19 protein-coding genes, 1 tRNA gene, 1 rRNA gene, 2 pseudogenes and 1 riboswitch are annotated in these 22,761 nt (G+C 41.9%); of the genes and pseudogenes, 1 reads left to right on the forward strand and 22 read right to left on the reverse strand.

Annotated features, from left to right (window positions below; all coding sequences use genetic code 11):
* Positions 1–34 precede the first annotated feature (34 nt).
* From L1765_RS10960 to tnpA, 20 genes and pseudogenes are all read right to left on the reverse strand, one after another.
* Positions 35–1,291 carry a branched-chain amino acid ABC transporter substrate-binding protein gene (locus L1765_RS10960; protein ID WP_236407251.1) on the reverse strand — a complete coding sequence of 419 codons (1,257 nt, stop codon included), beginning with the start codon at positions 1,289–1,291 and terminating at the stop codon, positions 35–37.
* 546 nt (positions 1,292–1,837) lie between these two features.
* Positions 1,838–3,604, reverse strand: coding sequence for an adenine deaminase C-terminal domain-containing protein (locus L1765_RS10965; protein ID WP_236407253.1), 1,767 nt, complete (start codon positions 3,602–3,604; stop codon positions 1,838–1,840).
* A gap of 222 nt (positions 3,605–3,826) precedes the next feature.
* Positions 3,827–5,095 carry a phosphoribosylamine--glycine ligase gene (gene purD / locus L1765_RS10970; RefSeq protein WP_236407256.1) on the reverse strand — a complete coding sequence of 423 codons (1,269 nt, stop codon included), beginning with the start codon at positions 5,093–5,095 and terminating at the stop codon, positions 3,827–3,829.
* 246 nt (positions 5,096–5,341) lie between these two features.
* A complete protein-coding gene (purH, locus tag L1765_RS10975) occupies positions 5,342–6,880 on the reverse strand; it encodes a bifunctional phosphoribosylaminoimidazolecarboxamide formyltransferase/IMP cyclohydrolase (protein ID WP_236407259.1) in 1,539 nt (512 codons plus the stop codon).
* Positions 6,877–7,506: a phosphoribosylglycinamide formyltransferase gene (purN, locus tag L1765_RS10980; protein WP_236407262.1), complete on the reverse strand. Its 630-nt coding sequence runs from the start codon at positions 7,504–7,506 to the stop codon at positions 6,877–6,879. The genes purH and purN overlap by 4 nt, the downstream gene beginning before the upstream one ends.
* A complete protein-coding gene (gene purM, locus L1765_RS10985) occupies positions 7,503–8,543 on the reverse strand; it encodes a phosphoribosylformylglycinamidine cyclo-ligase (protein WP_236407264.1) in 1,041 nt (346 codons plus the stop codon). The genes purN and purM overlap by 4 nt, the downstream gene beginning before the upstream one ends.
* Before the next feature lie 15 nt (positions 8,544–8,558).
* Positions 8,559–9,977, reverse strand: coding sequence for an amidophosphoribosyltransferase (purF, locus tag L1765_RS10990; protein WP_407942255.1), 1,419 nt, complete (start codon positions 9,975–9,977; stop codon positions 8,559–8,561).
* Entirely contained in the window at positions 9,962–12,196 is a 2,235-nt protein-coding gene (gene purL, locus L1765_RS10995; protein WP_329610010.1) for a phosphoribosylformylglycinamidine synthase subunit PurL, read from the reverse strand. Before purL ends, purF begins: the two co-directional genes overlap by 16 nt.
* A gap of 2 nt (positions 12,197–12,198) precedes the next feature.
* The gene (purQ, locus tag L1765_RS11000) at positions 12,199–12,870 is read right to left on the reverse strand and encodes a phosphoribosylformylglycinamidine synthase subunit PurQ (protein WP_236407267.1); all 672 of its coding nucleotides are present in this window, start codon (positions 12,868–12,870) and stop codon (positions 12,199–12,201) included.
* Between the two features lie 3 nt (positions 12,871–12,873).
* On the reverse strand, positions 12,874–13,122 hold the full coding sequence (gene purS / locus L1765_RS11005; RefSeq protein WP_236407269.1) for a phosphoribosylformylglycinamidine synthase subunit PurS: 249 nt from the start codon (positions 13,120–13,122) through the stop codon (positions 12,874–12,876).
* Positions 13,115–13,834 carry a phosphoribosylaminoimidazolesuccinocarboxamide synthase gene (gene purC / locus L1765_RS11010; protein WP_236407271.1) on the reverse strand — a complete coding sequence of 240 codons (720 nt, stop codon included), beginning with the start codon at positions 13,832–13,834 and terminating at the stop codon, positions 13,115–13,117. The genes purS and purC overlap by 8 nt, the downstream gene beginning before the upstream one ends.
* Before the next feature lie 319 nt (positions 13,835–14,153).
* Positions 14,154–15,446, reverse strand: a complete 1,293-nt coding sequence (gene purB, locus L1765_RS11015; RefSeq protein ID WP_236407272.1) for an adenylosuccinate lyase — start codon at positions 15,444–15,446, stop codon at positions 14,154–14,156.
* On the reverse strand, positions 15,443–16,606 hold the full coding sequence (purK, locus tag L1765_RS11020; protein WP_236407275.1) for a 5-(carboxyamino)imidazole ribonucleotide synthase: 1,164 nt from the start codon (positions 16,604–16,606) through the stop codon (positions 15,443–15,445). The genes purB and purK overlap by 4 nt, the downstream gene beginning before the upstream one ends.
* Entirely contained in the window at positions 16,603–17,091 is a 489-nt protein-coding gene (purE, locus tag L1765_RS11025) for a 5-(carboxyamino)imidazole ribonucleotide mutase (RefSeq protein ID WP_236407277.1), read from the reverse strand. The genes purK and purE overlap by 4 nt, the downstream gene beginning before the upstream one ends.
* Before the next feature lie 249 nt (positions 17,092–17,340).
* A riboswitch (purine riboswitch) is annotated at positions 17,341–17,442 on the reverse strand.
* Positions 17,443–17,605: 163 nt separating this feature from the next.
* Positions 17,606–17,681 (reverse strand) — tRNA-Lys (locus L1765_RS11030).
* Between the two features lie 179 nt (positions 17,682–17,860).
* Positions 17,861–17,998 (reverse strand): cyclic lactone autoinducer peptide, encoded by a 138-nt coding sequence (locus L1765_RS11035; protein ID WP_236407280.1) that lies wholly within the window; start codon positions 17,996–17,998, stop codon positions 17,861–17,863.
* The gene (locus L1765_RS11040) at positions 17,991–18,626 is read right to left on the reverse strand and encodes an accessory gene regulator ArgB-like protein (RefSeq protein WP_236407283.1); all 636 of its coding nucleotides are present in this window, start codon (positions 18,624–18,626) and stop codon (positions 17,991–17,993) included. The genes L1765_RS11035 and L1765_RS11040 overlap by 8 nt, the downstream gene beginning before the upstream one ends.
* Before the next feature lie 6 nt (positions 18,627–18,632).
* The gene (locus L1765_RS11045; protein WP_236407285.1) at positions 18,633–19,949 is read right to left on the reverse strand and encodes a sensor histidine kinase; all 1,317 of its coding nucleotides are present in this window, start codon (positions 19,947–19,949) and stop codon (positions 18,633–18,635) included.
* 220 nt (positions 19,950–20,169) lie between these two features.
* Positions 20,170–21,277 (reverse strand): annotated as a pseudogene (locus L1765_RS11050) (RNA-guided endonuclease TnpB family protein).
* 11 nt (positions 21,278–21,288) lie between these two features.
* The gene (gene tnpA / locus L1765_RS11055; protein WP_236407287.1) at positions 21,289–21,687 is read right to left on the reverse strand and encodes an IS200/IS605 family transposase; all 399 of its coding nucleotides are present in this window, start codon (positions 21,685–21,687) and stop codon (positions 21,289–21,291) included.
* Between the two features lie 137 nt (positions 21,688–21,824).
* Between tnpA and L1765_RS11060 the strand changes: the two are divergent.
* Positions 21,825–22,243: pseudogene (locus L1765_RS11060) on the forward strand (class III poly(R)-hydroxyalkanoic acid synthase subunit PhaC); the annotation flags it as partial.
* Between the two features lie 114 nt (positions 22,244–22,357).
* On the opposite strand, the gene L1765_RS11065 reads toward L1765_RS11060, so the two are convergent.
* Positions 22,358–22,519 carry a hypothetical protein gene (locus L1765_RS11065; protein WP_236407289.1) on the reverse strand — a complete coding sequence of 54 codons (162 nt, stop codon included), beginning with the start codon at positions 22,517–22,519 and terminating at the stop codon, positions 22,358–22,360.
* 116 nt (positions 22,520–22,635) lie between these two features.
* A 5S ribosomal RNA gene (rrf, locus tag L1765_RS11070) occupies positions 22,636–22,752 on the reverse strand.
* Positions 22,753–22,761: the final 9 nt, after the last annotated feature.

The raw sequence follows: 22,761 nt of genomic DNA on the forward strand, positions 1-22,761 counted from the left end.
ACCATAAGTCGCCCCCCTTCCTCATGGAGCTAGATTACTTCACAGAGACTGTCTTGATGAACTTGGCTGGATATGTTCCTTCTTCAAAGGAGTAGATAAATACTTCTGCATTGATGTTGTCTCCCTTTTCATCAAAGGTGGTTGTCGTAAATACCCCTTTTAAGTCCTTTGTGGCACTGACATATTTATTCAATTCCTCACGAGTCGGAACTTTTCCGCCATTTTCATTGATGGCTTTCTCCAGTGCATTTAACACTACTAAAGTAGCGTCGTAACCATAGACGGAGAATGTAGAAGAATCCTTGCCAAATTTCTCCTTATAACGCTGTGTCCAAGCTTTCCCTTCTTCCGTACGGGAAGCGTCTCCAGCTACAGAGGTGATATAAGTTTTCTTTACATTATCAACTCCAGCAATCTTAATCAACTCAGCGTTGTCTGATCCGTCACCGGAAAGAAAATATCCTTGGAATCCACGTTCATTGGCTTGTTTTACAAGCAGTCCGGCTTGGTTATACATTCCACCGAAATAAATAGCATCCGGTTTCATGGCAACGATTTTATTAACAAGCGCCGTGAAATCGGTTTGGGTCGCTTCTTGACCTTCAAAACCAAGAACGTTCATCCCTAAGGCTTTGGCACCTTCCTGGAAGGCTTCAGCTAACCCTTGTCCATACGCGGTTTTGTCATGGACAACGTAAACACTTTTTGCTCCTAGGTCCTCAAAAGCAAACTTTGCACCGGCTGGTCCTTGGACATCATCTTTTGCCACAATACGATGGAAAGTCGCCCAACCGTAGGTTGTCAAATCCACGGCTGTATTGGCTGGAGAGACAACAGGCAATTTGGCTGCTTCGTACTTAGGTCCTGCAGCACGGGCAACACCAGAGTTTAAGTGTCCAACGAGCGCAAGTACTTGTTTGTCGGACACGATCCCTTCTGCATTGGATACTCCAATCTTTGGATCCCCTTGATCATCCTGCGGAAACAGTTGTAACTCAACACCTAAAGCCTTAAACTTTTCAGCGTTGTCTGCCAGGGCCATTTCAGCTCCCAACTTAATCGCTTCTCCCATCGCAGAGTATGGTCCGGATAAAGGGCTTTGCGTAGCGATTTTTACCACTGTCGTTTCACTGCTCGAAGAATTGGAAGAACTTGATGAGTCGGATGAACTTGAGGTTGAACTGCTGGAATTGCTGCTAGTTGAGGCCTTCTCACTTGATCCACAACCGACTAGAATCAGACCAACGGCGAGCACGACCAAAAGAACATAGAAAAGCTTTTTGTTTTTCAAAATTGATCCCCCTTTTAAGTTTATTAAAAATGTGATTTTTATAAATTGAATAAAAAATATATATTTTTTATTCAAAAATGTAAGCCTTACCAAAATAAACGAAATGGCACCTCCCTTCTAAATAATCATCGTCTCAATATTTTGACTTTTTATGTGCATCGCGGTAGTGAAGCAAAGCTCACTCGTGCCTACTTGATTATACCGAATCGTTATATAGAATGGCAATATTTTTTTTATAAAATTTAAAATAGTATAAACAATAATTAGTTTTGCGAAACAAAATTTTTTTCAAATATTAATTCTAGAAAATGTTACATTTATAGTAGATTTACAATGTACTATCACTAATCACAGATTATTTTAATACTTTAAACCAATAAATTATTTCAATAAATTTATTTTACATATAAAATTTGCAAGGATATAATTGTATTTATTTGCAATATTTCTTTGGTTGTGTTATTTAACTTTACATGGATTTATTATATATCCTTTTTTAAAATCAATCAAGCACTATATGTTATATTTCCTAACATTTATTGATGCTTATTTTGTAATATCTTTTCTAGATGGCCAAATGATCCCTTCTTTCATGGCATATATGCCCTTAGGAGTTAATCTGATGGAGGGTAGGTGTGTAGAGGAAAGAAACAATAAAGAATAAATTGGATCCTGAAACAAATACCCTTTATCCACCATGATTTTTACAAAATTTTGTGAAGACGTGATTAACTCACTCAAATCCATACAACTCATAAAACCGGCAAGAGGAAGATGCAACTGAAATAGAGGGGTTCCATTCTCGATGACGACTAAACCCCCTCCCATAGCCATTACTTGATTCACTGCTTCTGCCATGGATTTAGGATGGTCACCTATAGCAATAATATCTGAAGAGCCGGAATATGTAGTAGCCAAAGCTTCAAGTCCCTTGGCAAAGCCTCCGATAACCCCAGTGGTTACCCATTCTCCCTCTCTGTCTATTAATGCGGCATATTGATATGCTCCACCTGGGGGGATATCAATTCGTCCCTCTTTTTTAGGAAAAGCTACTATCTTTTTTGCTGTAATCACTGCATTCACCAGTTGTATGACCGGAATTTCTTCTTCCTCTGATATCACATGAAACCATTCCGGCTTTGCCTCCCAATCTGGCTTCTTTAATAGGACCCCCCATTCTTCCCATTCCGGTTGTGCAAAGGGAGTGATGACTTTCCCGTCACGAGCCAAAATCATTCCTTCAACCATCACCATGGCGGGAGTCGGGTCCAACGGATCCGCAAGAAAATTAATGTCTGCCAAACGTCCGGGAGCAATTCCGCCAACATGTTCATCCAAACGATAATAAACAGCAGGATTAATGGTTACCATTCTGTAAGCCTCAACAGGATCCATTCCATGCTGAATGGCCACACGAACCATCTCATCGACAAAACCTTCCCTTAAGAATGGCGGTGTTGAACCATCCGTAGTCATCATCATCCGTTCCGACCAAGGATGTCCCATGGATATCCATTCTTCAACAAGCCGCGGCAAATCAGGGCGTATCGAACTATATCTCAAGGTTGTATATAATCCTAAACGTATCCTTCGTTCCAATTCCTCCCCATTAATTGCCTCATGGTCTGCTGTCACTCCTGCAGCAGACGCTACATTTAACGTTTCCACAGATGCTCCCGGAGTATGTCCCTCTAACCGTTTTCCCAATGATTGTATCCACTCGATCCATGATAGATCACCGATCTCCTCGTTGAAGTACTGTCTCCAGCCGGTCAATTCTCCTCCCTGAATCACTGCGGGATGATTAATCATCTTTTTCATTCTTTCATGATTAAATCGCGTGTTATAATTACTGATTTGAGTTTGCGGATCGAATCTGGCCCACCAAAAAATATGCACAGGCAAACTTGAAGTAAGATCCATGAACTGAAGCATTTTTTCTATCGGCCAGTGAATGAAAAAGGACATATTATCATACAACATGGTTGCGGTTCCATGCTCCAGGGCAAATTGGGCCAAGGTAAAGGGATTATACCATTGAAAAGGATGGGCGTGGGGTTCAATATATCCAGGAACCAAGTATTTTCCTGAAGCATCAATGAATTCCGTATGTTCATCGGTAAGTGGAGTCTTTTTCCCTATATAGGCGATTCTATTTCCTGACAAAGCAATCGTGACCTCTTCCCACTCTCTAGAATAAACATTTAAAACGGTCCCGCCCATAATCACCTTCGTTGCCGCCTTTTTAAACCAAGCGGTATCGATAAGATTTCTTCTTTCTTCCCTGGTAATCGGTTGAATAGGCTGTTTCATCGTCATCCCTCTTTTCAGATTTTTCTTGTCATTTATCACAGATTCTCACTCGATTATTCTCTTGCTATGCCATCTTCTCCTGTTTATTTCATTTCTCCATCATAGGTTTAATCCCTTTCATTGTATATAGATGGAGCGAAAAAATTTACGACGGACAGTTTAAAAAAATAAGACCATCCTCGGAATTCTATCATCCTAGAACGGTCTGATTATTTTAAATCTCTATTGATATTTAAAAGCCTTATTGGCAATATCTTTGCGGTAATGGACACCTTCAAAGGTGACTTTACAAATTTCCTCATAAACCTTCTCTTTGGCTCCTTGTATAGAAGAGCCCAACGCCGTCACTCCCAGCACCCTTCCTCCACTGGTCACCAGTTTCCCAAGGTCTAACTTGGTTCCAGCATGGAAAATCAAGATATCTGGTGATACTTCATTTAATCCATCGATCACTTTTCCCTTCCCATACTTTCCTGGATATCCTCCGGAAGCCATAATCACGCATACGGCTGCATCTTCCTTCCATTTAATTTCTACAGATGCCAATTCACCTTGCAGATGAGCAATGATAATATCCAACAAGTCACTTTCCAGTCGCGGCAGTATCACCTGAGTTTCAGGGTCTCCAAAACGAGCGTTATATTCAATCACTTTCGGTCCGTTCTTCGTCATCATCAATCCCGTATATAGAATTCCCCGAAAGGGCCTGTTCTCTAATACCATGGCCTTCGCGGTAGGTTTGACGATGTTCTCAACGATTTCTTCGATTAAAGATTCATCGATATGAGGAACAGGAGAATAGGCACCCATTCCTCCAGTATTCGGCCCTTTATCCCCGTCAAAAACAGGCTTATGATCCTGAGAGGGAACCATCGGCCTTACGATTTCACCATCAACAAAGGACAAAAGGGTCATCTCTTCTCCTTCAAGATATTCTTCGATAACAACCTTAGACCCGGCATCGCCAAAAATGCCATCTTTCATCATAGAAATGATTGCCTCTTCCGCCTCTTGCAGAGAATGGGCCACCACTACCCCCTTTCCCGCTGCCAAGCCATCAGCCTTCACCACAATGGGGGCTCCTTTTTCTCTTACATAGGAAAGTGCTAATTCATAATTGTTAAATGATTCATACTCAGCCGTGGGTATACCATATTTTTTCATTAAATCTTTGGCAAATTCCTTACTCCCTTCAATAAGGGCGGCCTGTTGGGAAGGACCATAAATGGCCAAACCCCTTGATTCGAAAAAATTGACGATTCCATTTAACAAGGGGTTTTCCGGACCAACCACTGTTAGATCAATTCCCTCATCCTTCACGAATTGGGCTAAACCGGAAAAATCCTCTTCGGAAATGGACACACACGTTGCCATTTGGGCAATCCCGCCGTTACCAGGTGCACAAAAAATTGTTTTAACTTTAGGACTTTGGGCTAATTTCCATACCAAAGCATGTTCCCTTCCACCCTGGCCGATCACTAAAATTTTCAATTGTTTCCCTCCTCTAACAGTATTTGTATCATGAACTTCTCTACCAGAACATTACAAACTCAACTAATTGAGGGAACTAATGAATATACTAAGGACAGCCTTTGACTTCATTCTTAGACCTCAAACTGACTCCATCTTTGAGTTATCCAGATGTTTTTGAGGGCTCCGTTCTTAAGTATCGAAGTGGATTTGATTTCTTCTCCTTCGAACTCGACTCGATGTCCATGAAAATTCTTTAGTTCCGTTCTAGTGTTTAAAATGCCTTTGACCGGTAAAAATCATGGCAATTCCATGTTTATTTGCCTCTTTGATGGAATCTTCATCTTTAATGGATCCCCCGGGTTGAATAATAGCGGTAATTCCCGCCTTGCCTGCCTCTTCCACTGTATCCGGCATTGGGAAAAAGGCATCGGAAGCCATCACTGAACCTTTTGCTTTTTCTCCAGCCTGCTCAATAGCGATCCGTGCCGAGCCCACTCGGTTCATTTGCCCTGCCCCCACTCCAATGGTTTGATCATTCTTTGCCAAAACGATGGCGTTTGATTTCACATGCTTTACCACTTTCCAGGCAAAGAGAAGCTGCTTTAACTCTTCTGGCGTCGGCTTCCTTTCCGTGACACAGGTCAGATTTTCTTCATCGATTTCCTTCACATCTTCTTCCTGAACCAAAAGTCCCCCACCGACGCTATGGTAGCGAAGGGATGGGGATGCTCCCTGCTGCAGTTGGTCCCCAAGGGCTAACAAACGGAGATTTTTCTTGGTGGTTAAAATATTTAAGGCTTCCTCTGTAAATGACGGAGCCATAATGATTTCCAAAAAGATTTCTTTTAACTGCATGGCTGTATCTCCATCAATGGGGCGGTTTGCAGCAACAATTCCGCCAAAGATGGAAATCGGATCTGATTCATACGCTTTGCGATAAGCTTCAAAAATCGTGTTTCCGACACCTACTCCGCAAGGATTGGTATGTTTAATGGCAACCACGGCTGGCTCAGTAAATTCCTTCACAATCTGGATGGCTGCATCCGCGTCATTGATATTGTTATAGGAGAGTTCTTTCCCGTGGAGCTTCTGAGCAGAGGAAATATTCCCTTTCTGCAGCAATGCTTCTCTGTAAAAAGCCGCTTGCTGATGAGGATTTTCCCCATATCTTAAATCCTGTACTTTCTCAAAGGTAATTGTTAGTGTGTTAGGAAATTTTACGTCTAATTGTTCATTCAAATATCCGGCAATCATCGCATCGTAAGAAGCGGTGTGCCTAAATACTTTGGCTGCTAATTTACGCCTGGTCATCTCATCAATTTGACCCTTTTCCTTTAGCTGTGTAATGATACGTTCATAATCGTTAGAGTCAACAACTACCGTAACAAAGCGATGGTTTTTGGCAGCAGAGCGAAGCATAGTTGGTCCGCCGATATCGATGTTTTCTATCGCCTCATCAAAGGTGACATCAGATTTTTGGATGGTCTCTTTAAATGGATACAAATTAACAACCACCAAATCGATTGGCTGAATATTCAATTCCTTCAATTGCTTACGATGCTCTTCTTTATCCAACATGGCCAACAAACCGCTATGAATATTGGGATGGAGAGTTTTGACGCGACCATCAAGAATCTCTGGAAATCCTGTTACCTCATGAATCCCGGTTACCTGAATGCCTTCACTCTGAAGCAGCTTATAGGTTCCGCCGGTGGAAATAATCTCATATCCAAGATTTACTAACTCCTTGGCAAAAGGAACGATTCCCTTTTTATCTGAAACACTGATCAGTGCTCTTTTCATTTGAAAGCCTCCTTTAGCTCTTCATCATCCATAATTTTTACCAATCGGCCATTTAACCGAATGCGACCTTGAATAAGCCAACCAATCACTTTAATTAGAAGCTGGTGTTCGGTTTTGTGAATCTTTTCCGTTAGGCTTTCCCTGGTTTCATTTTCTTCTATGAAGATGGGGACTTGGGCAATAATCGGACCTGTATCCATGCCTTGATCCACAAAATGGACGGTTACTCCGGTTACTTTTACTCCATATTGAAGGGCCTGACCAATGGCATCTTTACCAGCAAATGAAGGAAGTAGGGATGGATGGATATTAATCATTCTTCCTTCAAATTCTTTAAGAAGCGTATCGCCAATCAGGCGCATATATCCTGCCAAGACAACAAATTGAATATCTCTCTTGCGAAGATGAGATAAAATAAACTGCTCATATTCAGCTTTTGTTTCATATGATTTGGGATCAACAAGCAAGGAGGGTATCCCAGCTTGATTCGCCCTTTCCAAAACAAAGGCACCCGGCCTGTCACAAATTAGTAATTTCAATTGACCGGGTAATAGCCCACTTTTGATGGCATCTGCAATCGCCTGAAAATTACTCCCGCTCCCAGAGGCAAAGACAGCAAATTTCACAGGGTAATCCCTCCAAACCTTACCCCTTTTTTCCCTTCAATGACTCGACCGATATAATAAGCTCTCTCATTTTGTTCGGATAGGAAATTCATGACGGGCATTACTTGCCCGTTGGGGATAACCAGAACCATTCCAATTCCCATGTTAAATGTTCGGAACATCTCCTTTTTATCTATATTGCCATACTCTTCAATCAACTGAAATATAGCAGGAACGGGCCATGAACCGTAATCAATTTCTACGGCAGCCCCATCCGGGAGAATCCTTGGAATATTTTCGATAAAACCGCCTCCGGTAATATGAGCCATTCCTTTTATATTAAATCGCTGAAGAAGGGACAAAATAGTTTTTACATAGATCCGGGTTGGGGTTAACAGTTCTTCTCCCAAAGTTTTTTCTAATTGAGGAATTTTCTGTTGGAGTGTAAGCCCTTGATCTTGTATTAATACTTTTCTGACCAAGGAGTACCCATTGCTGTGGATTCCACTTGATGACAACCCAATTAACGCATCTCCTGGTGCAATTGTGCGCCCATCCACCATTTTTTCCTTTTCGACAACACCGACAACAAATCCAGCAATATCGTATTCCCCTTCCCCATAGATCCCCGGCATTTCCGCTGTTTCACCACCGATTAAAGCACAGCCCGCCTGTTTGCAGCCATCAGAAATCCCCTTTACAATCTCTTCAATTTTTTCGGGGATTACCTGATCACAAGCTAAATAGTCCAAAAAGAATAAGGGTTCAGCCCCCTGAACAACGATATCATTGACGCACATGGCCACTGCATCAATTCCGATGGTATCATGCCGGTTCATAGCAAAGGCGATCTTTAGCTTGGTTCCAACACCGTCAGTTCCAGAAACAAGTATTGGCTCCTTGTATTTTTTTGTATCTAAGGAAAAAAGGGCACCAAATCCTCCGATTTCCGTCAGAACTTCCGGGCGAAAAGTAGCCTTCACATGCTTTTTCATCCGATTTACCGCTTCATTGCCAGCGTCAATATTGACTCCAGCCTGTTTGTAGGCTTCACTCATGGTACCGTTCCTCCATTAACATTTTTGGTATGGTTTTTGGGTATCTTCGTAGATCTCTGTCGGGTAAGAGCCATTAAAACATGCCAAACAGTGACCACGATTGGGGTGCCCATTTGGACGACCAATAGCCTCAATCATGCCTTCAATGCTGAGAAATGACAGGGAATCCGCTCCAATTAACTGTCTGATTTCTTCCACACTTTTTTTGGATGCAACCAACTCTTCCCTTGTAGACGTATCAATTCCATAAAAACATGGATTTTTCACTGGAGGTGAACTAATTCGCACATGGACCTCTGTAGCCCCTGCTTCCCGAAGAAGATGGATAATATGTTTGCTCGTGGTTCCGCGAACGATAGAATCATCAATCATGACCACTCGTTTTCCTTCCACCACTTTTTTTACGGCACTCAGCTTCATCCGAACTCCTCTGGCCCTCATTTCCTGGCTGGGCTGAATAAAGGTTCTTCCAACATAGCGATTCTTGATCAGACCCAATTCATATGGAATCCCCATGGCCTCGGCATATCCTATGGCTGCAGAAACACTTGAATCAGGCACCCCCGTAACCAAATCCGCTGCTACAGGCGCCTCTTCAGCCAATTTTCTGCCCAACTGTTTTCTCGCTTGATGAACGTTAATTCCGTCTATATCACTGTCCGGACGGGCAAAATAAATATATTCAAAGGTACAGATCGTTCGAGAAGTTTGTCCGGAAATTCTTTCTGAATGAAGGCCATTTTTATCGATCACCAGCATCTCTCCCGGCTCAATCTCCCTTTCATAGGCTGCACCGATAGTATCAAAAGCACAGGTTTCTGAAGAAACGACATAACCGTCCCCAATCCTCCCAAGGGATAACGGCCTTAACCCATTGGGATCTAATGCGACGATTAATTTATTGTCCGTCATGATCAAGAGAGCATAGGCTCCTTTAATCATCCGTAGGGACTCCCTTACGGAATCTTCAATCTTTTCATAACCGGAACGGGCAATTAAATGGGCAATCACTTCCGTGTCACTGGTGGTTTGAAATATGGATCCTTGTCTTTCCAACTGGTGCTTAACCTGATTGGCATTCACCAGGTTTCCATTATGGGCCAATGCCAATTGGCCTTGACTGTACTTAAAAATGAGGGGTTGGGCATTTTCCAGTTTGCTTTCGCCTGCTGTTGTGTATCGCACATGACCGATGGCCATATTGCCATAAATCCGCTCCAGCTCCCCCCTTGAAAAAGCCTCTGTTACCAAACCCATCCCCCGGTGGGAGGTAAAGGACTCCCCATTGGAAGCGACAATTCCGGCACTCTCCTGGCCCCGATGCTGTAGAGCGTGAAGACCGTAGTACGTAAGGTGAGGGGCTTCAGGGTGGTTAAACACCCCAAATACCCCACATTCTTCGTTTAATTTATCCCAGATCATGTCATCATGCATGGAATGGCATCCTCCCAGAGCGCCTTCAGGTCTGAAAGCGAAGAATCAATTACCGTCTCCTGATTTACCTTAATTTTAACTGTATTTCCACCGATAGTTCCTTCTCCTTCAATCGGAACTCCAAATGTTTGAGCCAAACGGGTGATTTCCTCTTTGTTTTCTTTACTAGTGCTGATGAGAATGCGGGACTGTGATTCGCTGAAGAGGGCGATATCGGGGCGCAGGGAAGTATTTAAATGAAGCTCTGCCCCGAGATTTTTTTCAAAGCAGGACTCTGCCAAGGAAACGGCTAATCCCCCTTCTGCAATATCATGGGCACTTTGTACCAAGCCCATGCGAATCCCCTCCAACACCATCTGCTGCAGATTTTTTTCCTTTTGCAAATCCAAGACTGGAGGACGGCCGCTAATGTTTCCGTTGATCAGTTTCTGATATTCGCTGCCGCCGAGTTCCTCCCTTGTTTCCCCTAGAAGGAAAACCAAATCTCCTTCCTGCTTAAAGGATTGAGTGGTAATATGATTCACATCCCGGATGAGCCCAACCATCCCTACCACAGGAGTTGGATATACCGCTTCTCCCTTTGTCTCGTTATAGAAGCTTACATTTCCGCCGATAACCGGAGTGTTCAAATAGGAACATGCCTTGCTCATGCCATCAACGGCCTTTTCAAATTGCCAAAAGATATCTGGTTTCTCGGGATTGCCAAAGTTTAAACAGTCTGTTACAGCCAAGGGTTCTCCTCCAGAACAAACGATATTTCTAGCTGCTTCGGCCACGGCAATGGCACCGCCGGTTTCCGGATCAAGATAAACATAGCGTGCATTACAATCCGTAACCATCGCCAATGCCTTCCTTGTTCCGCGAATGGTAATTACCGCTGCATCTGAACCGGGACAAACGGCAGTGCTGGTTCTTACCATATGGTCATATTGATGATAAACCCATTTTTTGCTGGCAATGGTGGGACTTCCTAATATATTTTTTAATATTTCTTCATATGATTTGGGTTCGGAAATCGCAGCTAGAACATCTATATTTGCAAATTCCTGATAATATTGAGGAGTTTGAGAGGGTTTATAATAAACCGGTGCACCATCCACCAGACTGTTCACCGGCATATCCGCCACCACTTCCCCTTTATGGAGAAGCCGGAGTCGTCCGTCATCGGTTACCTTCCCCACCACAGCAGACAACAGCCCCCACTTTTTAAACAGTTGGGCAACTTCTTCTTCCTTGCCCCTTTCCACTACAATTAACATTCTTTCCTGGGATTCGGAGAGCATGATTTCGTAAGGGGTCATTCCCGGTTCCCTTTGAGGGACAAGATCCAGATTTAGCTCCACTCCGTTCCCTGCTTTGCATGCCATTTCAGCACTGGAGCAAGTGAGTCCTGCAGCACCCATATCCTGAATCCCCAATACCATACCTTTATCAATCAATTCCAGACATGCTTCCAACAATAATTTCTCCATGAAGGGATCTCCCACCTGAACGGCAGGACGCTTGGCTTCAGAGGATTCATTTAATTCTTCAGAAGCAAAAGTGGCTCCATGGATACCATCTCTTCCGGTGCTTGCCCCTACATAAATCACCGGATTTCCTATTCCTTTGGCCACTCCTTTTTGAATCTTGTCATGGTCAATAATGCCGACACACATGGCATTCACCAAAGGATTTCCTTCATAGCAGGGATCAAAATAAATTTCTCCTCCTACTGTTGGAATTCCGACACAGTTACCATATCCAGCAATCCCCTCAACCACATGTTCAAACAAATATTTGACCTTGGCTTTATCCAGGTGACCGAAACGAAGGGAATTTAATAGGGCGACGGGGCGAGCACCCATGGAAAATACGTCGCGGATGATTCCCCCCACACCGGTAGCAGCCCCCTGATAAGGTTCTATGGCTGATGGGTGATTGTGACTTTCTATTTTAAAGACCACAGCTTGGTTATCACCAATATCTACGATGCCAGCTCCTTCTCCAGGTCCTTGTAAAACCTTTTCCCCTTTCGTAGGAAAACGACGCAAAACCGGCTTGGAATTTTTATAGCTGCAGTGCTCACTCCACATCACGCTATATACTCCAGTTTCCGTATAATTGGGTCTTCTCCCTAGGATCTCTACAACCCGGTTATATTCCTCATCGCTTAAACCCATATCCCGATACAATTTGTGCTCAAACACCTGATTAGCTGTTGGTTCCTTTATGCTCACGATTAATCTCCCCTCCAATAGCGGATGATGGAATGAAACATTCCCTTTCCGTCTTCTGAGCCCAGTAATGTGTGAACCGCCCTTTCCGGGTGGGGCATCATCCCCAACACGTTTCCCTTTTTATTCGTAATACCGGCAATATTATCGATTGAACCATTCGGATTATGCAGATAACGAAAAACAATTTGACGATTCTCCCTTAAATTTTTTAATGTCTCTTCATCACAGTAGTAATTTCCTTCACCATGGGCAATCGGTATGGATATTTCCTCCCCCAGTTCATATTGGTTGGTAAAGGGAGTATGATTGTTCTCCACCGTAAGGGGGGTATATTTACATGAGAATTTTAACCCCTCATTTCTTCTCATCGCTCCGGGAAGTAATCCGGCTTCCAGCAAAATCTGAAATCCATTGCATACTCCCATCACCAACTTACCCTTTTCGGCAGCTTCCACCACTTCGGCCATCACAGGTGCAAATCTGGCAATGGCACCGGAGCGTAAATAGTCACCATAAGAAAATCCGCCGGGAAGGAATATCGCATCGTATTCCTCCAAACCGGAGTCGGAATGCCATATATAATTGACTGTCACCCCATCCATGCAGTCTTCAATGGCATTGTACATATCCATATCACAGTTGGAACCAGGGAAAACGATGACTGCGCATTTCATCCATTATCCCTCCATCAGGTCAAAGCGGTAATCTTCAATCACCGTATTGGCCAGTAGTTTCTCACACATCTCTTTGACTCGTTCTTCAGCCATTTTTCTTGATTCGGCTTCGAGGGTAACTTCCATGTACTTTCCGATTCTTACCTCATCCACTTCATCAAATCCGAGGGAAAAAAGAGCATGTTTTACCGCATTCCCTTGAGGATCCAATACACTTTGTTTTAAAGTAATATAAATCATTGCTTTATACATTCGCTACCCCTCCCAAGCGTTTTAATATTTCCCGATAGGCATTTTCCACTCCGCCTAAATCTCTGCGAAAACGATCTTTATCCAATTTTTCATTCGTCGTGGAATCCCAGAAACGGCAGGTATCCGGGGAAATTTCGTCGGCTAAAATCAATTCCCCTTCATCTGTTATTCCAAATTCCAATTTAAAATCTACTAATATCACTTTTCTATCCAATAGAAAGGGCTTTAAAATATCATTGATCCGAAGAGCCATTTCTTTCATTTTTTTTAATTGCTGCAGTTCGGCTAATTCCAACACAGCCACATGGTCTTCGTTAATAAGGGGATCTCCTAAAGCATCGTTTTTATAATATAGTTCAACAACCGGTTGCTTTATTTCTGTTCCCTCTTCCAGTCCCAGGCGCTTTGCCATAGAACCGGCAGCAATATTACGAACAACCACTTCCAGGGGAAGAATCTTTACCTTTTTGACTATTTGTTCGGTGGGGGATAATGACTGAATATAGTGGTTCTCTATCCCTTTTTCACTCAACATTTTGAAAAAGATGGAACTAATCCGATTGTTTAACTCACCCTTGCCGAGAATAGTTCCCTTCTTTTCTCCATTAAAGGCAGTGGCATCGTCCTTATATTCCACCCAATAGACATTCCTATCGTTTGTCTTGTAAATTTTCTTCGCTTTCCCCTCATAAAGCAGTTCCAACTTCTCCATGAGCCCCTCATCCCTTTCACAAATTATTTCGATATACTTCTATAGATGTGGAATTAAAAATTCACACGTCTGCTAGTCGAATTCGCGAAGAAGCGATTAATGTCCGTTCCAAGACTAAAAATCGGAGCCCTCAAAAACATCTGGGTAATTCGATGATGGAGTCAGTTTGAGGGCTAATTCCCGATCTTTAGCCTCTTCACTAAGTACGAATTCGAAGGCTGTCCTTAGTGAATTCTTTAATTCCATCTATATATAAAAGTGAAACTAAACATCCATGACCCGAAGGGTCACAAATTGATATGAAAATGTTATTTTCATATCAAAGATTCAGCCGTTCAAATATCGTATCTACATGCTTTAAATGCCATTGATAATTAAAACAATCATCCAGTTCTTCTTTAGACAAATATTGAGGAATCACAGATTCTTTCTCGATGATTTCTCTGAATGAACGCTGTTCTTCCCATGCCTGCATCGCCCGTGGCTGAACCAGATCATAAGCATCTTCCCGGCTTAATCCTTTGTCAATCAGTTTTAAAAGCACCCGCTGGGAATAAATTAAGCCGAAGGTACGATCCATATTTCGTTTCATGTTTTCCGGGAATACAGTCAAGTTGTCTATAATATTGGCAAAACGATGCAGCATGTAATTTAACAAAATCGTAGCATCGGGTAGTATTACCCGCTCCACTGAGGAATGGGAAATATCCCGTTCATGCCATAATGGAACATTTTCATAGGCGGATAGCATGTAACCACGAATGACCCGAGCCAATCCCGTCATGTTTTCTGAACCGATGGGATTCCTTTTGTGAGGCATCGCAGATGATCCCTTTTGCCCTTTAACGAAGGCTTCCTCCACTTCCCGTGTCTCACTTTTTTGTAAACCACGGATTTCCACAGCAAACTTCTCAATGGATGTAGCAATTAGAGCTAAAGTGGACATATACCTTGCATGGCGGTCCCTCTGCAGGGTTTGCGTTGAAATTGGAGCTGCATTCAAACCTAACTTTTCACAAACATACTGTTCGATAAAGGGATCAATGTTGGCATAGGTTCCTACGGCTCCAGAGATTTTTCCCACTCTGACCTCTTCCGCCGCCTGTTTAAAGCGTTCCAGATTTCTCGCCATTTCTGCATACCACAGGGCCATTTTAAGTCCAAAGGTCGTTGGTTCAGCATGGACTCCATGGGTTCTTCCCATCATCACCGTATATTTATGTTCCTTGGCCTTGTTCTTCAAAACATTAAGAAATCGCTCCAAATCCCTCAAGAGAATTTCATTGGCTTGTTTTAACAAATATGAAAGGGCTGTATCCACGACATCCGTTGAGGTAAGGCCATAATGAATCCATTTTTTTTCCTCACCAAGGGTTTCGGAAACGGCTCTGGTGAAGGCAACAACATCATGACGGGTTTCCTGCTCGATTTCATAGATTCGATCAATATGAAAGGAAGCATGGTCCCAAAGCTTTTTTACATCTTCTTCTGGAATATGCCCCAGCTTGGACCAGGCTTCACAAGCAAGAATCTCCACCTTTAACCATGCCTGAAACTTGTTTTCCTCTGTCCAGATTGCACCCATTTCCGGTCGGGTATAACGTTCAATCATCGTACATCCTCCGTTTTCTTCCATATTTTTAATTGGTCAATGATTTGTAAGGCCACTTCGGTGGTCTCTGCTAAAACATTAAGATGCCCCATCTTTCTTTTAGGTTTTGCTCCCTTCTTCCCATATAAATGAATTTTTATATTGGGGGGGAATTCAGCTATTTTCTCAACAACCTGATTGACATGTTCACCTAAAATATTGACCATTACCACAGGTGATAACAGCTGAGTTGATCCAAGGGGTAAATTGCAAATCGCTCTAAGATGCTGCTCAAATTGAGAAGTCACGCAAGCATCATAGGTATAATGTCCAGAATTATGAGGCCTTGGAGCCAGTTCGTTTACATATATCCTTCCATCTCCGGTTAAAAACATCTCAACGGCAATTAGTCCAACGACCTGTAATCCCTCAGCAATCCGTTTCCCAATCTCTCGCGCTTCACTTTCGACTCGTTGACCAATTCTTGCCGGAACAAGGGATTGATGCAAAATATTGTTCCGGTGTATATTTTCAGCCACAGGAAAGAATTCCATCTCTCCACTTTGCCTTCTTGCCACAATCACGGAAATTTCTTTTTCAAATGGAACAAACTGTTCCAAAATGAGTTCACGATCATGTTGAACAAGCAGTTGAAAGGCGCTTTCGGCATCTTCCGGTTTTTTTAAAACAATCTGTCCTTTCCCATCATAGCCTCCCGTTGCCGTCTTTAATATAGATGGAGTTCCGATTGCCTTTAATCCATCAAACAGATCTTGGCGGCTTCTAATCACATGAAACGGTGCAACGGGAACCTTTAATTCCATGAGAGCCTCTTTCTCTCTGATTCGATGCTGGGTGAAAAACAGCAGCCGGCTCCCCTGGGGAACAAAGGAGTGTTTTCCCAATGCTTCTGCAACTAACGAACTTACATTTTCAAATTCATAAGTAATGACATCACACCGTGAAGCCATTTCCTTTGCCTGTTCCACGTCGTCATAGGAAGCGACAAATTGATAGTCAGCCACTTGACCACAAGGGGAATTTTCAGTTGGATCAAGTGTGATAAATTGGTATCCCATCCTTCTCCCTTCAAGGGCCATCATCCTGCCTAATTGTCCCCCTCCAAGGATACCAATGGTGCTTCCAGGAAGAATGGTTTTTGTTTTTTTATCCACGCTCATGCCAATTCACTTTCCTCCAAAACCTTTTGTTTTATTTTTTCTCTCCGTGCTTTTACTTTCACTTGAATATGTGGATACTTAATTCCTAAAATCTCTGCTGCCAAAAGACCAGCATTGATCGCTCCTGCTTTGCCAATGGCTACGGTAGCCACTGGTACTCCTCCTGGCATTTGAACAATGGAGAGCAATGAATCCAAACCATTTAAGGTAGATGATTTAACAGGGACACCAATGACGGGCAATTCCGTTTTCGAAGCAACCATCCCTGGAAGATGAGCAGCTCCTCCAGCCCCAGCAATGATGACTTCCAATCCACGTTCTTTTGCGGTTTCAGCATATCGAAACATCATGTCAGGAGTACGGTGGGCTGACACCACTTTTTTTTCGTATGGAATTTGCAATTCTTCCAGTGTATTGCATGTTTCCTTCATGGTTTCCCAATCAGAAGTACTTCCCATAATCACGCCTACTAATGTTTTATTCATTTATACCAAACCCCCTCTTGCATGTTCCCTCAATAACATCTGGGTATTTGAACGATGGAGTCAGTTCTCCTGTTCCGCCTAAATCATTCGGTTTGACAAAGGAAACAGAAAACCCAGGCGGGTAGATTTTTGAAGAAACCTACCCGCCTGGGTTTTTATCCCTTCGGTGTAGTAATAGCCAAAATGACCATACCTGGACCGCTTGGACCGTTCAATCAATTGAATATTAATACCCCATTGATCACGGAACCCTAGGTCCACTTTCCTCGTAGTCCGAAAATTTACGGTTTTCGGGTAGAGACTTTCGGGCCATATTCCCAAATTTATACGAGTTATATTTTTTACATATTCTCATATCTGCATCCCTAGTGTATCAGGGTTAATATAAAATTTCAACCTTTTTTCCGAACGTTTAATAGACAATTAATATAAATATTCGTTTTTACCTAAAAAATGTTCGGAAAATAAAACAGCCCCGACAGATAAAAGCTGCCGAGACCATTGGGAATATGTATGGTGAGCCATGAAGGACTCGAACCTTCGACACCCTGATTAAAAGTCAGGTGCTCTACCAACTGAGCTAATGGCTCAAATATCAACAACGTTTATTATATTAACAAATTCGACAAGGAAAGACAAGGGCTAATTTATTCCAATTCTGGACAAGGACGATGGTGAAAATAAGGGAGCCCCTCTCATTTCCTTTACGGGATTGAGAAGGGCTCCAGTTAGACCTCTTCCTCTGTTTTCAACTTCTTAGAAGTAGACCTCAGGACTTTCTTAATTCTTCAGGTGCTTCTGGCTGATACAAAAACCAAGCGCTTGCGGTTCCCACATCCATTGCTGCTATTAAGGCGATTACGGAAGCAATACTGGTACTTACCCTTACAACCAACCCTTTAAGCATGGATGTTCCTCCTTTCGAATATTTTGGAAAACCTTTTATCTATAGCACCTATCGTGTTGTAACCAGCAGGAGTAACCGTAAAAAGCTGAAACATCCATCCCATGATGACAGACAACAACACAGGAACTTCTGTATAGGATTCGATTGGCAAGATGTATAAAATGCTGAATATTATGAAAATCAGGAGGACACTTCTTCCCTTAAAGGTCCAATCTGAATGAGTGAGATGTTTGGTATCCCATTTCCCAGGAACCCAAATCCAGATGACACTAAGGGAATATAGGAAGAAAAGGCTGAAAAAAACGAATTCATTTTTTAAGTACCAAGGGTAGCTTACTATTGTCAGCCAGCCAAAAAAAGGGAAGAAAAGAAGGCTTGTCCCTAAACATCGTCCATAAGTGGTACAATGAACCCCACCGGAAAAGGTGCGGAGAACAGAAAAGGAGAAAGCCGCAATAAGGGTTGTCCAAAATGTGCTTGTTATCCAGGCAATAAATAAAAGTAGCGCCGCTTTAATAAGCGAGGATAAAACAATCTGAATTCCATAGGCCAACACCGGAACAGAATATGCTCTGTCCGATGAAGAATAAATACTTTCGGCTAGTTTATTGGACCAATTTCTTATCATCATTTGTCACTCCTTGCTAAACAGGAAATATGACAGAAAAAGCCGTTCCCTCTTCTTCATTGCTGATGACTTCCATATAGCCCTTTTTTTTTTCACTAACTGTTTAACCGCCGCAAGACCCAAGCCGTCATGATTCTTTTTCGTTGAAAAACCGCCTTCAAATATCTTTTCTATCATATTTTCCGGAATAAGAGGCCGATAATTAGTTACCTTGATCATGCTGAAATTTTCAAAACTTTTGATTTCTATGGAAACTTTTCTTTCAGAAGGCGGCAATTCCATTACTGCCTCTCTTGCATTGTTTAACAGATTTCCTAAAATGCGAACTAAATCGATAGAATTAATCTCGATTTCGCTAAGATTTGACTTGATCTCCATCTTCAATTCAATCTGATCCATTTCATATAAAGCCAAATTGGTCTGAAGGAGTGCGCTTAATGCCGGATTATCCCTGATGATGACCCGATTCAGTTGCTTGATTTCACCCATCATTTTTTTCATATACTCTTTTAAATCCTCGTACTGTTGAAGAATCAAAAAAGAGTACATCACTTGAACATGATTAATAAAATCATGCCGCTGTGAACGAATGGTAGAAAATAGTTTATTAATGTTGTCTAAATAGGCTTTTTGTGCATCAAGTTCTGTTTCCTTCTCAAAGACCCTGATTATATAACGTAAATAAACAAAAGAAGTCAGTTGCAAAACAACTAGCATGCCAATAATAATATATAATATAATACCATTATCTCCAATGATATCCAATAGGACAATGGTCCCAATTGTTACCAAAAGAAAGGTTTGAAAAACAATTATTACAAACAAAATCACCGATTTCTTATTCATAGAGTACTTAGAAGAAATCCTAAATAAGGGGCGGTTTAATTTGCTTAATATGTATACTAAAGACAGCAACAGGAAAAAGGATATATAGGATATAAGGAAATAGGTGCTCGTTGACTGTAAAACGATTTGAGCTTGAGTTTCCGTAATAACCATATATGAAAACAGGACAATGGTTTCTACTATGCCTACAATAATATAAGATAATACAATAGAGGCAAAAACAAGTATCCATCTCACACGGAATAGCAAATAAAAACTTACCATAAGAATAGGCAACTGAATCAACACACGAATGACAAACGGGGGATTCAACCAGTTTAAACTGCCGATGATGACTGCCAGAATCAGCCCGTATAAAATAATTTTCTTTATTTCCTTTAGTGGATGTTTAAAGCATAGGGAGTAAGCGATCGCCGCCATTAGAATTTCTTCGGGTATAGATGTAAAAAAAAACGAATACCAAGTATATTCCTGCATGTCAAATCCTCCACACTTTATCCATCTATTGCTTCATCATACCAAAATTTGATATTTTTCGACATCCCTTTTCCCATTGAACTATTTATTTTTTACAGCCAGACGTTTGTGAACTACCCGCCACCTACGCTACGCTTAGAGGTTAGGGCTTCTAAGGTAATCGCACCTAACGGTACGAAATTTACTTAGCTATCGAGCCTGTTCCATGCTCTATTTATGATTATGCTAACAGTCGCAATCCTTCACGCTTGATATTGATAGAAGCATTCCAATCACGGTCTGCCACAAAACCACAATCACAGCGAAATGTACGATCAGAATAGAGATAGAGACTCCTTTACTTGACCACAACATGAACAAGTTTTGGATGATGGAAACCATTTTTCTATCTTGATAAGCTTTTTCCCCTGCTCCTCTAACTTGTATTGGAGAAATGTCGTGAACATGCCCCATGCATTATCAGCAACACTTTTGCCGAAATTGAGGGCTTGGGACATTCCTTTCATGTTGAGGTCTTCGATAACCACGCAGTCATATCGTTTCGCTAAATTGTGCGATTCCTTATGTAGAAAGTCTTTTCGTTGATTTGCAATTTTCTCATGTAGCTTCGCTACTTTCAGACGTTGTTTGTGCCAACGATTAGAACCTTTCTTTCTGCGTGATAGAATACGCTGTTCTTTCGCTAATTTTCCCAAGGCTTGGCGATAGAAACGAGGGTAATTGGCTATCTTACCTTCTTCACTATCGACAAATAAGCCGCTCATGGAAAAATCTAAGCCAACAGCGGATTGTACTTCTTTTGGTATGGGTTGGTGTTCATATTCGGTGAGAATAGAAACATAGTATTTTCCTGTTTTTGTTCGGGTAACCGTACAAGACTTGATGACATGGTGCGGGGGAATGTCTCGATGTTGCTTGATTTTCACAAGTTTCAGTTTCGGTAATTTGATATAGCCATCCAAAAGCATAATGTTTCCGCTGACCACGTTGGTTGTGTAGGACTGTCTCGCCTTGCGGCTTTTGAACTTAGGAAATTCAGCACGACCAGAGAAGAAGTTTTGGTATGCCTTCTGCAAATTCAGTTGAGCGTTTGCCAACGCAAGGCTATCGGCTTCTTTGAGCCATGCAAACTCCTTTTTGTACTTGGCAGGAGTCGGGAATTTTTGCTTTTTCAAGGCTTCTTTGTCATTCTTGAACTGCTCATATATTTCCTTTCGTTCAGCCAACATTTTATTGTAGACGAAACGAACGCAACCGAAGGTTTTCGCAAGAAGTTGCTCTTGTTCTTGTGTTGGGTATAGACGGAACTTATATGCTTTGCTTGCCATATCGAATCACCTCACTTCATACCTTGATTTTCTATATATTTCTTTATCACTTCGATGGGCGCACCGCCCGTTGTAAGTAAGCAATAGCTTCTTGACCAAAAATACTCTTTCCAAAGTTTTCTTTTCACTTGTGGAAAATGCTTTTTGATAAGTCGAGAACTTGCGCTTTTATAAGCATTGATGAACTTTGACATTTCAGTATTCGGATGTGCTTTGAACAAAATATGCACATGGTCAATATCGTGATTCCATTCTACCAAGGAAATATTGTAATTTTCACCCAATCGAACAAACATTTCTTTTACATAGTCAGATATGGCATCATCAATCACTTTTCTGCGATATTTTACAACCAGAACAAGATGGTAATATAACAAGAACACTGAATGATTATTATTGTCTAATTTCATTGATATAACAGCCTTTCATTTATCTAAGACCGATTAGATCATAGTACAAAAAAAGAGACAACTTTAGGCTGCGCCTAACCGAAATTCATCTCCCACTTTCACTTCGTTTAGAAGGGAGACTTCTTTCGGGAATTACGTTAAAGCCGATCACCAATTTCATCGGTCCTTGGGTAAACATTTCAGAAAGGCCTATGATGAAAAATTCATTCACTCCTGGAGACTGATCAACAAATGGGTTAATGATGGAGTTCCCTTTCCCGGAGAAGCTTATCGTCAATGGATTAAAGATTTTTATCAGCACAATTTGCTGACTACAGGCGAGTTGGTCATTCGTGGTAGAAAAGTGGATCTAAGTAAAATTACAGCAGATATCTTAGTTATCGCTGCTGAAAGGGACCACATCGCTCTTCCCTCTCAGTGCAAAGCCATTCTCTCCCATGTTTCAAGTAAGGACAACCATCATGTGTTGCTGTCAACCGGACATGTTTCCTTAGTTACAGGTGGGGCAGCATCCAAAAAAACCTATCCTGCTTTAGGCAATTGGTTTATCTGTTGAAAAATTTGTTTCAATGAAACTTCGACATCACCTTTTAGAACTTGAAACCGAAATTTCAGACACCAAACTAAATAATACTGAACAAGATAGCGACAATGGTTCGGGGATTTGTAATCATTCATCGGAATCTAATTCGTATTTTTCTTTAATCGCTCGTCGAATCAAGTCCAAATAGGTTAATGTCGTTTCTTCTTCAACAGAATAAATACGTGCCAGATTTTCCAACTCTGATTTCCATGTTTCAGGAATAGAAATGTTAATTTGCACATTTTTCATCGGAAACCAACTCCTTACATATACATTCTACCATAATAGATAGTCTAAAATTTATAACAACGTAATATCCACCAAAAAAGCCAGGTTGGAAATGTAATCCAACCTGGCCTTTACATGCCTGGCAACGTCCTACTCTCCCAGGACCTCCCGGTCCAAGTACCATCGGCGCTGGAGGGCTTAACGGTCGTGTTCGGGATGGGTACGCGTGTATCCCCTCCGCCATCATCACCAGACTTCTATAC

The organism is Microaerobacter geothermalis (genome assembly GCF_021608135.1).
Lineage (GTDB): Bacteria > Bacillota > Bacilli > DSM-22679 > DSM-22679 > Microaerobacter > Microaerobacter geothermalis.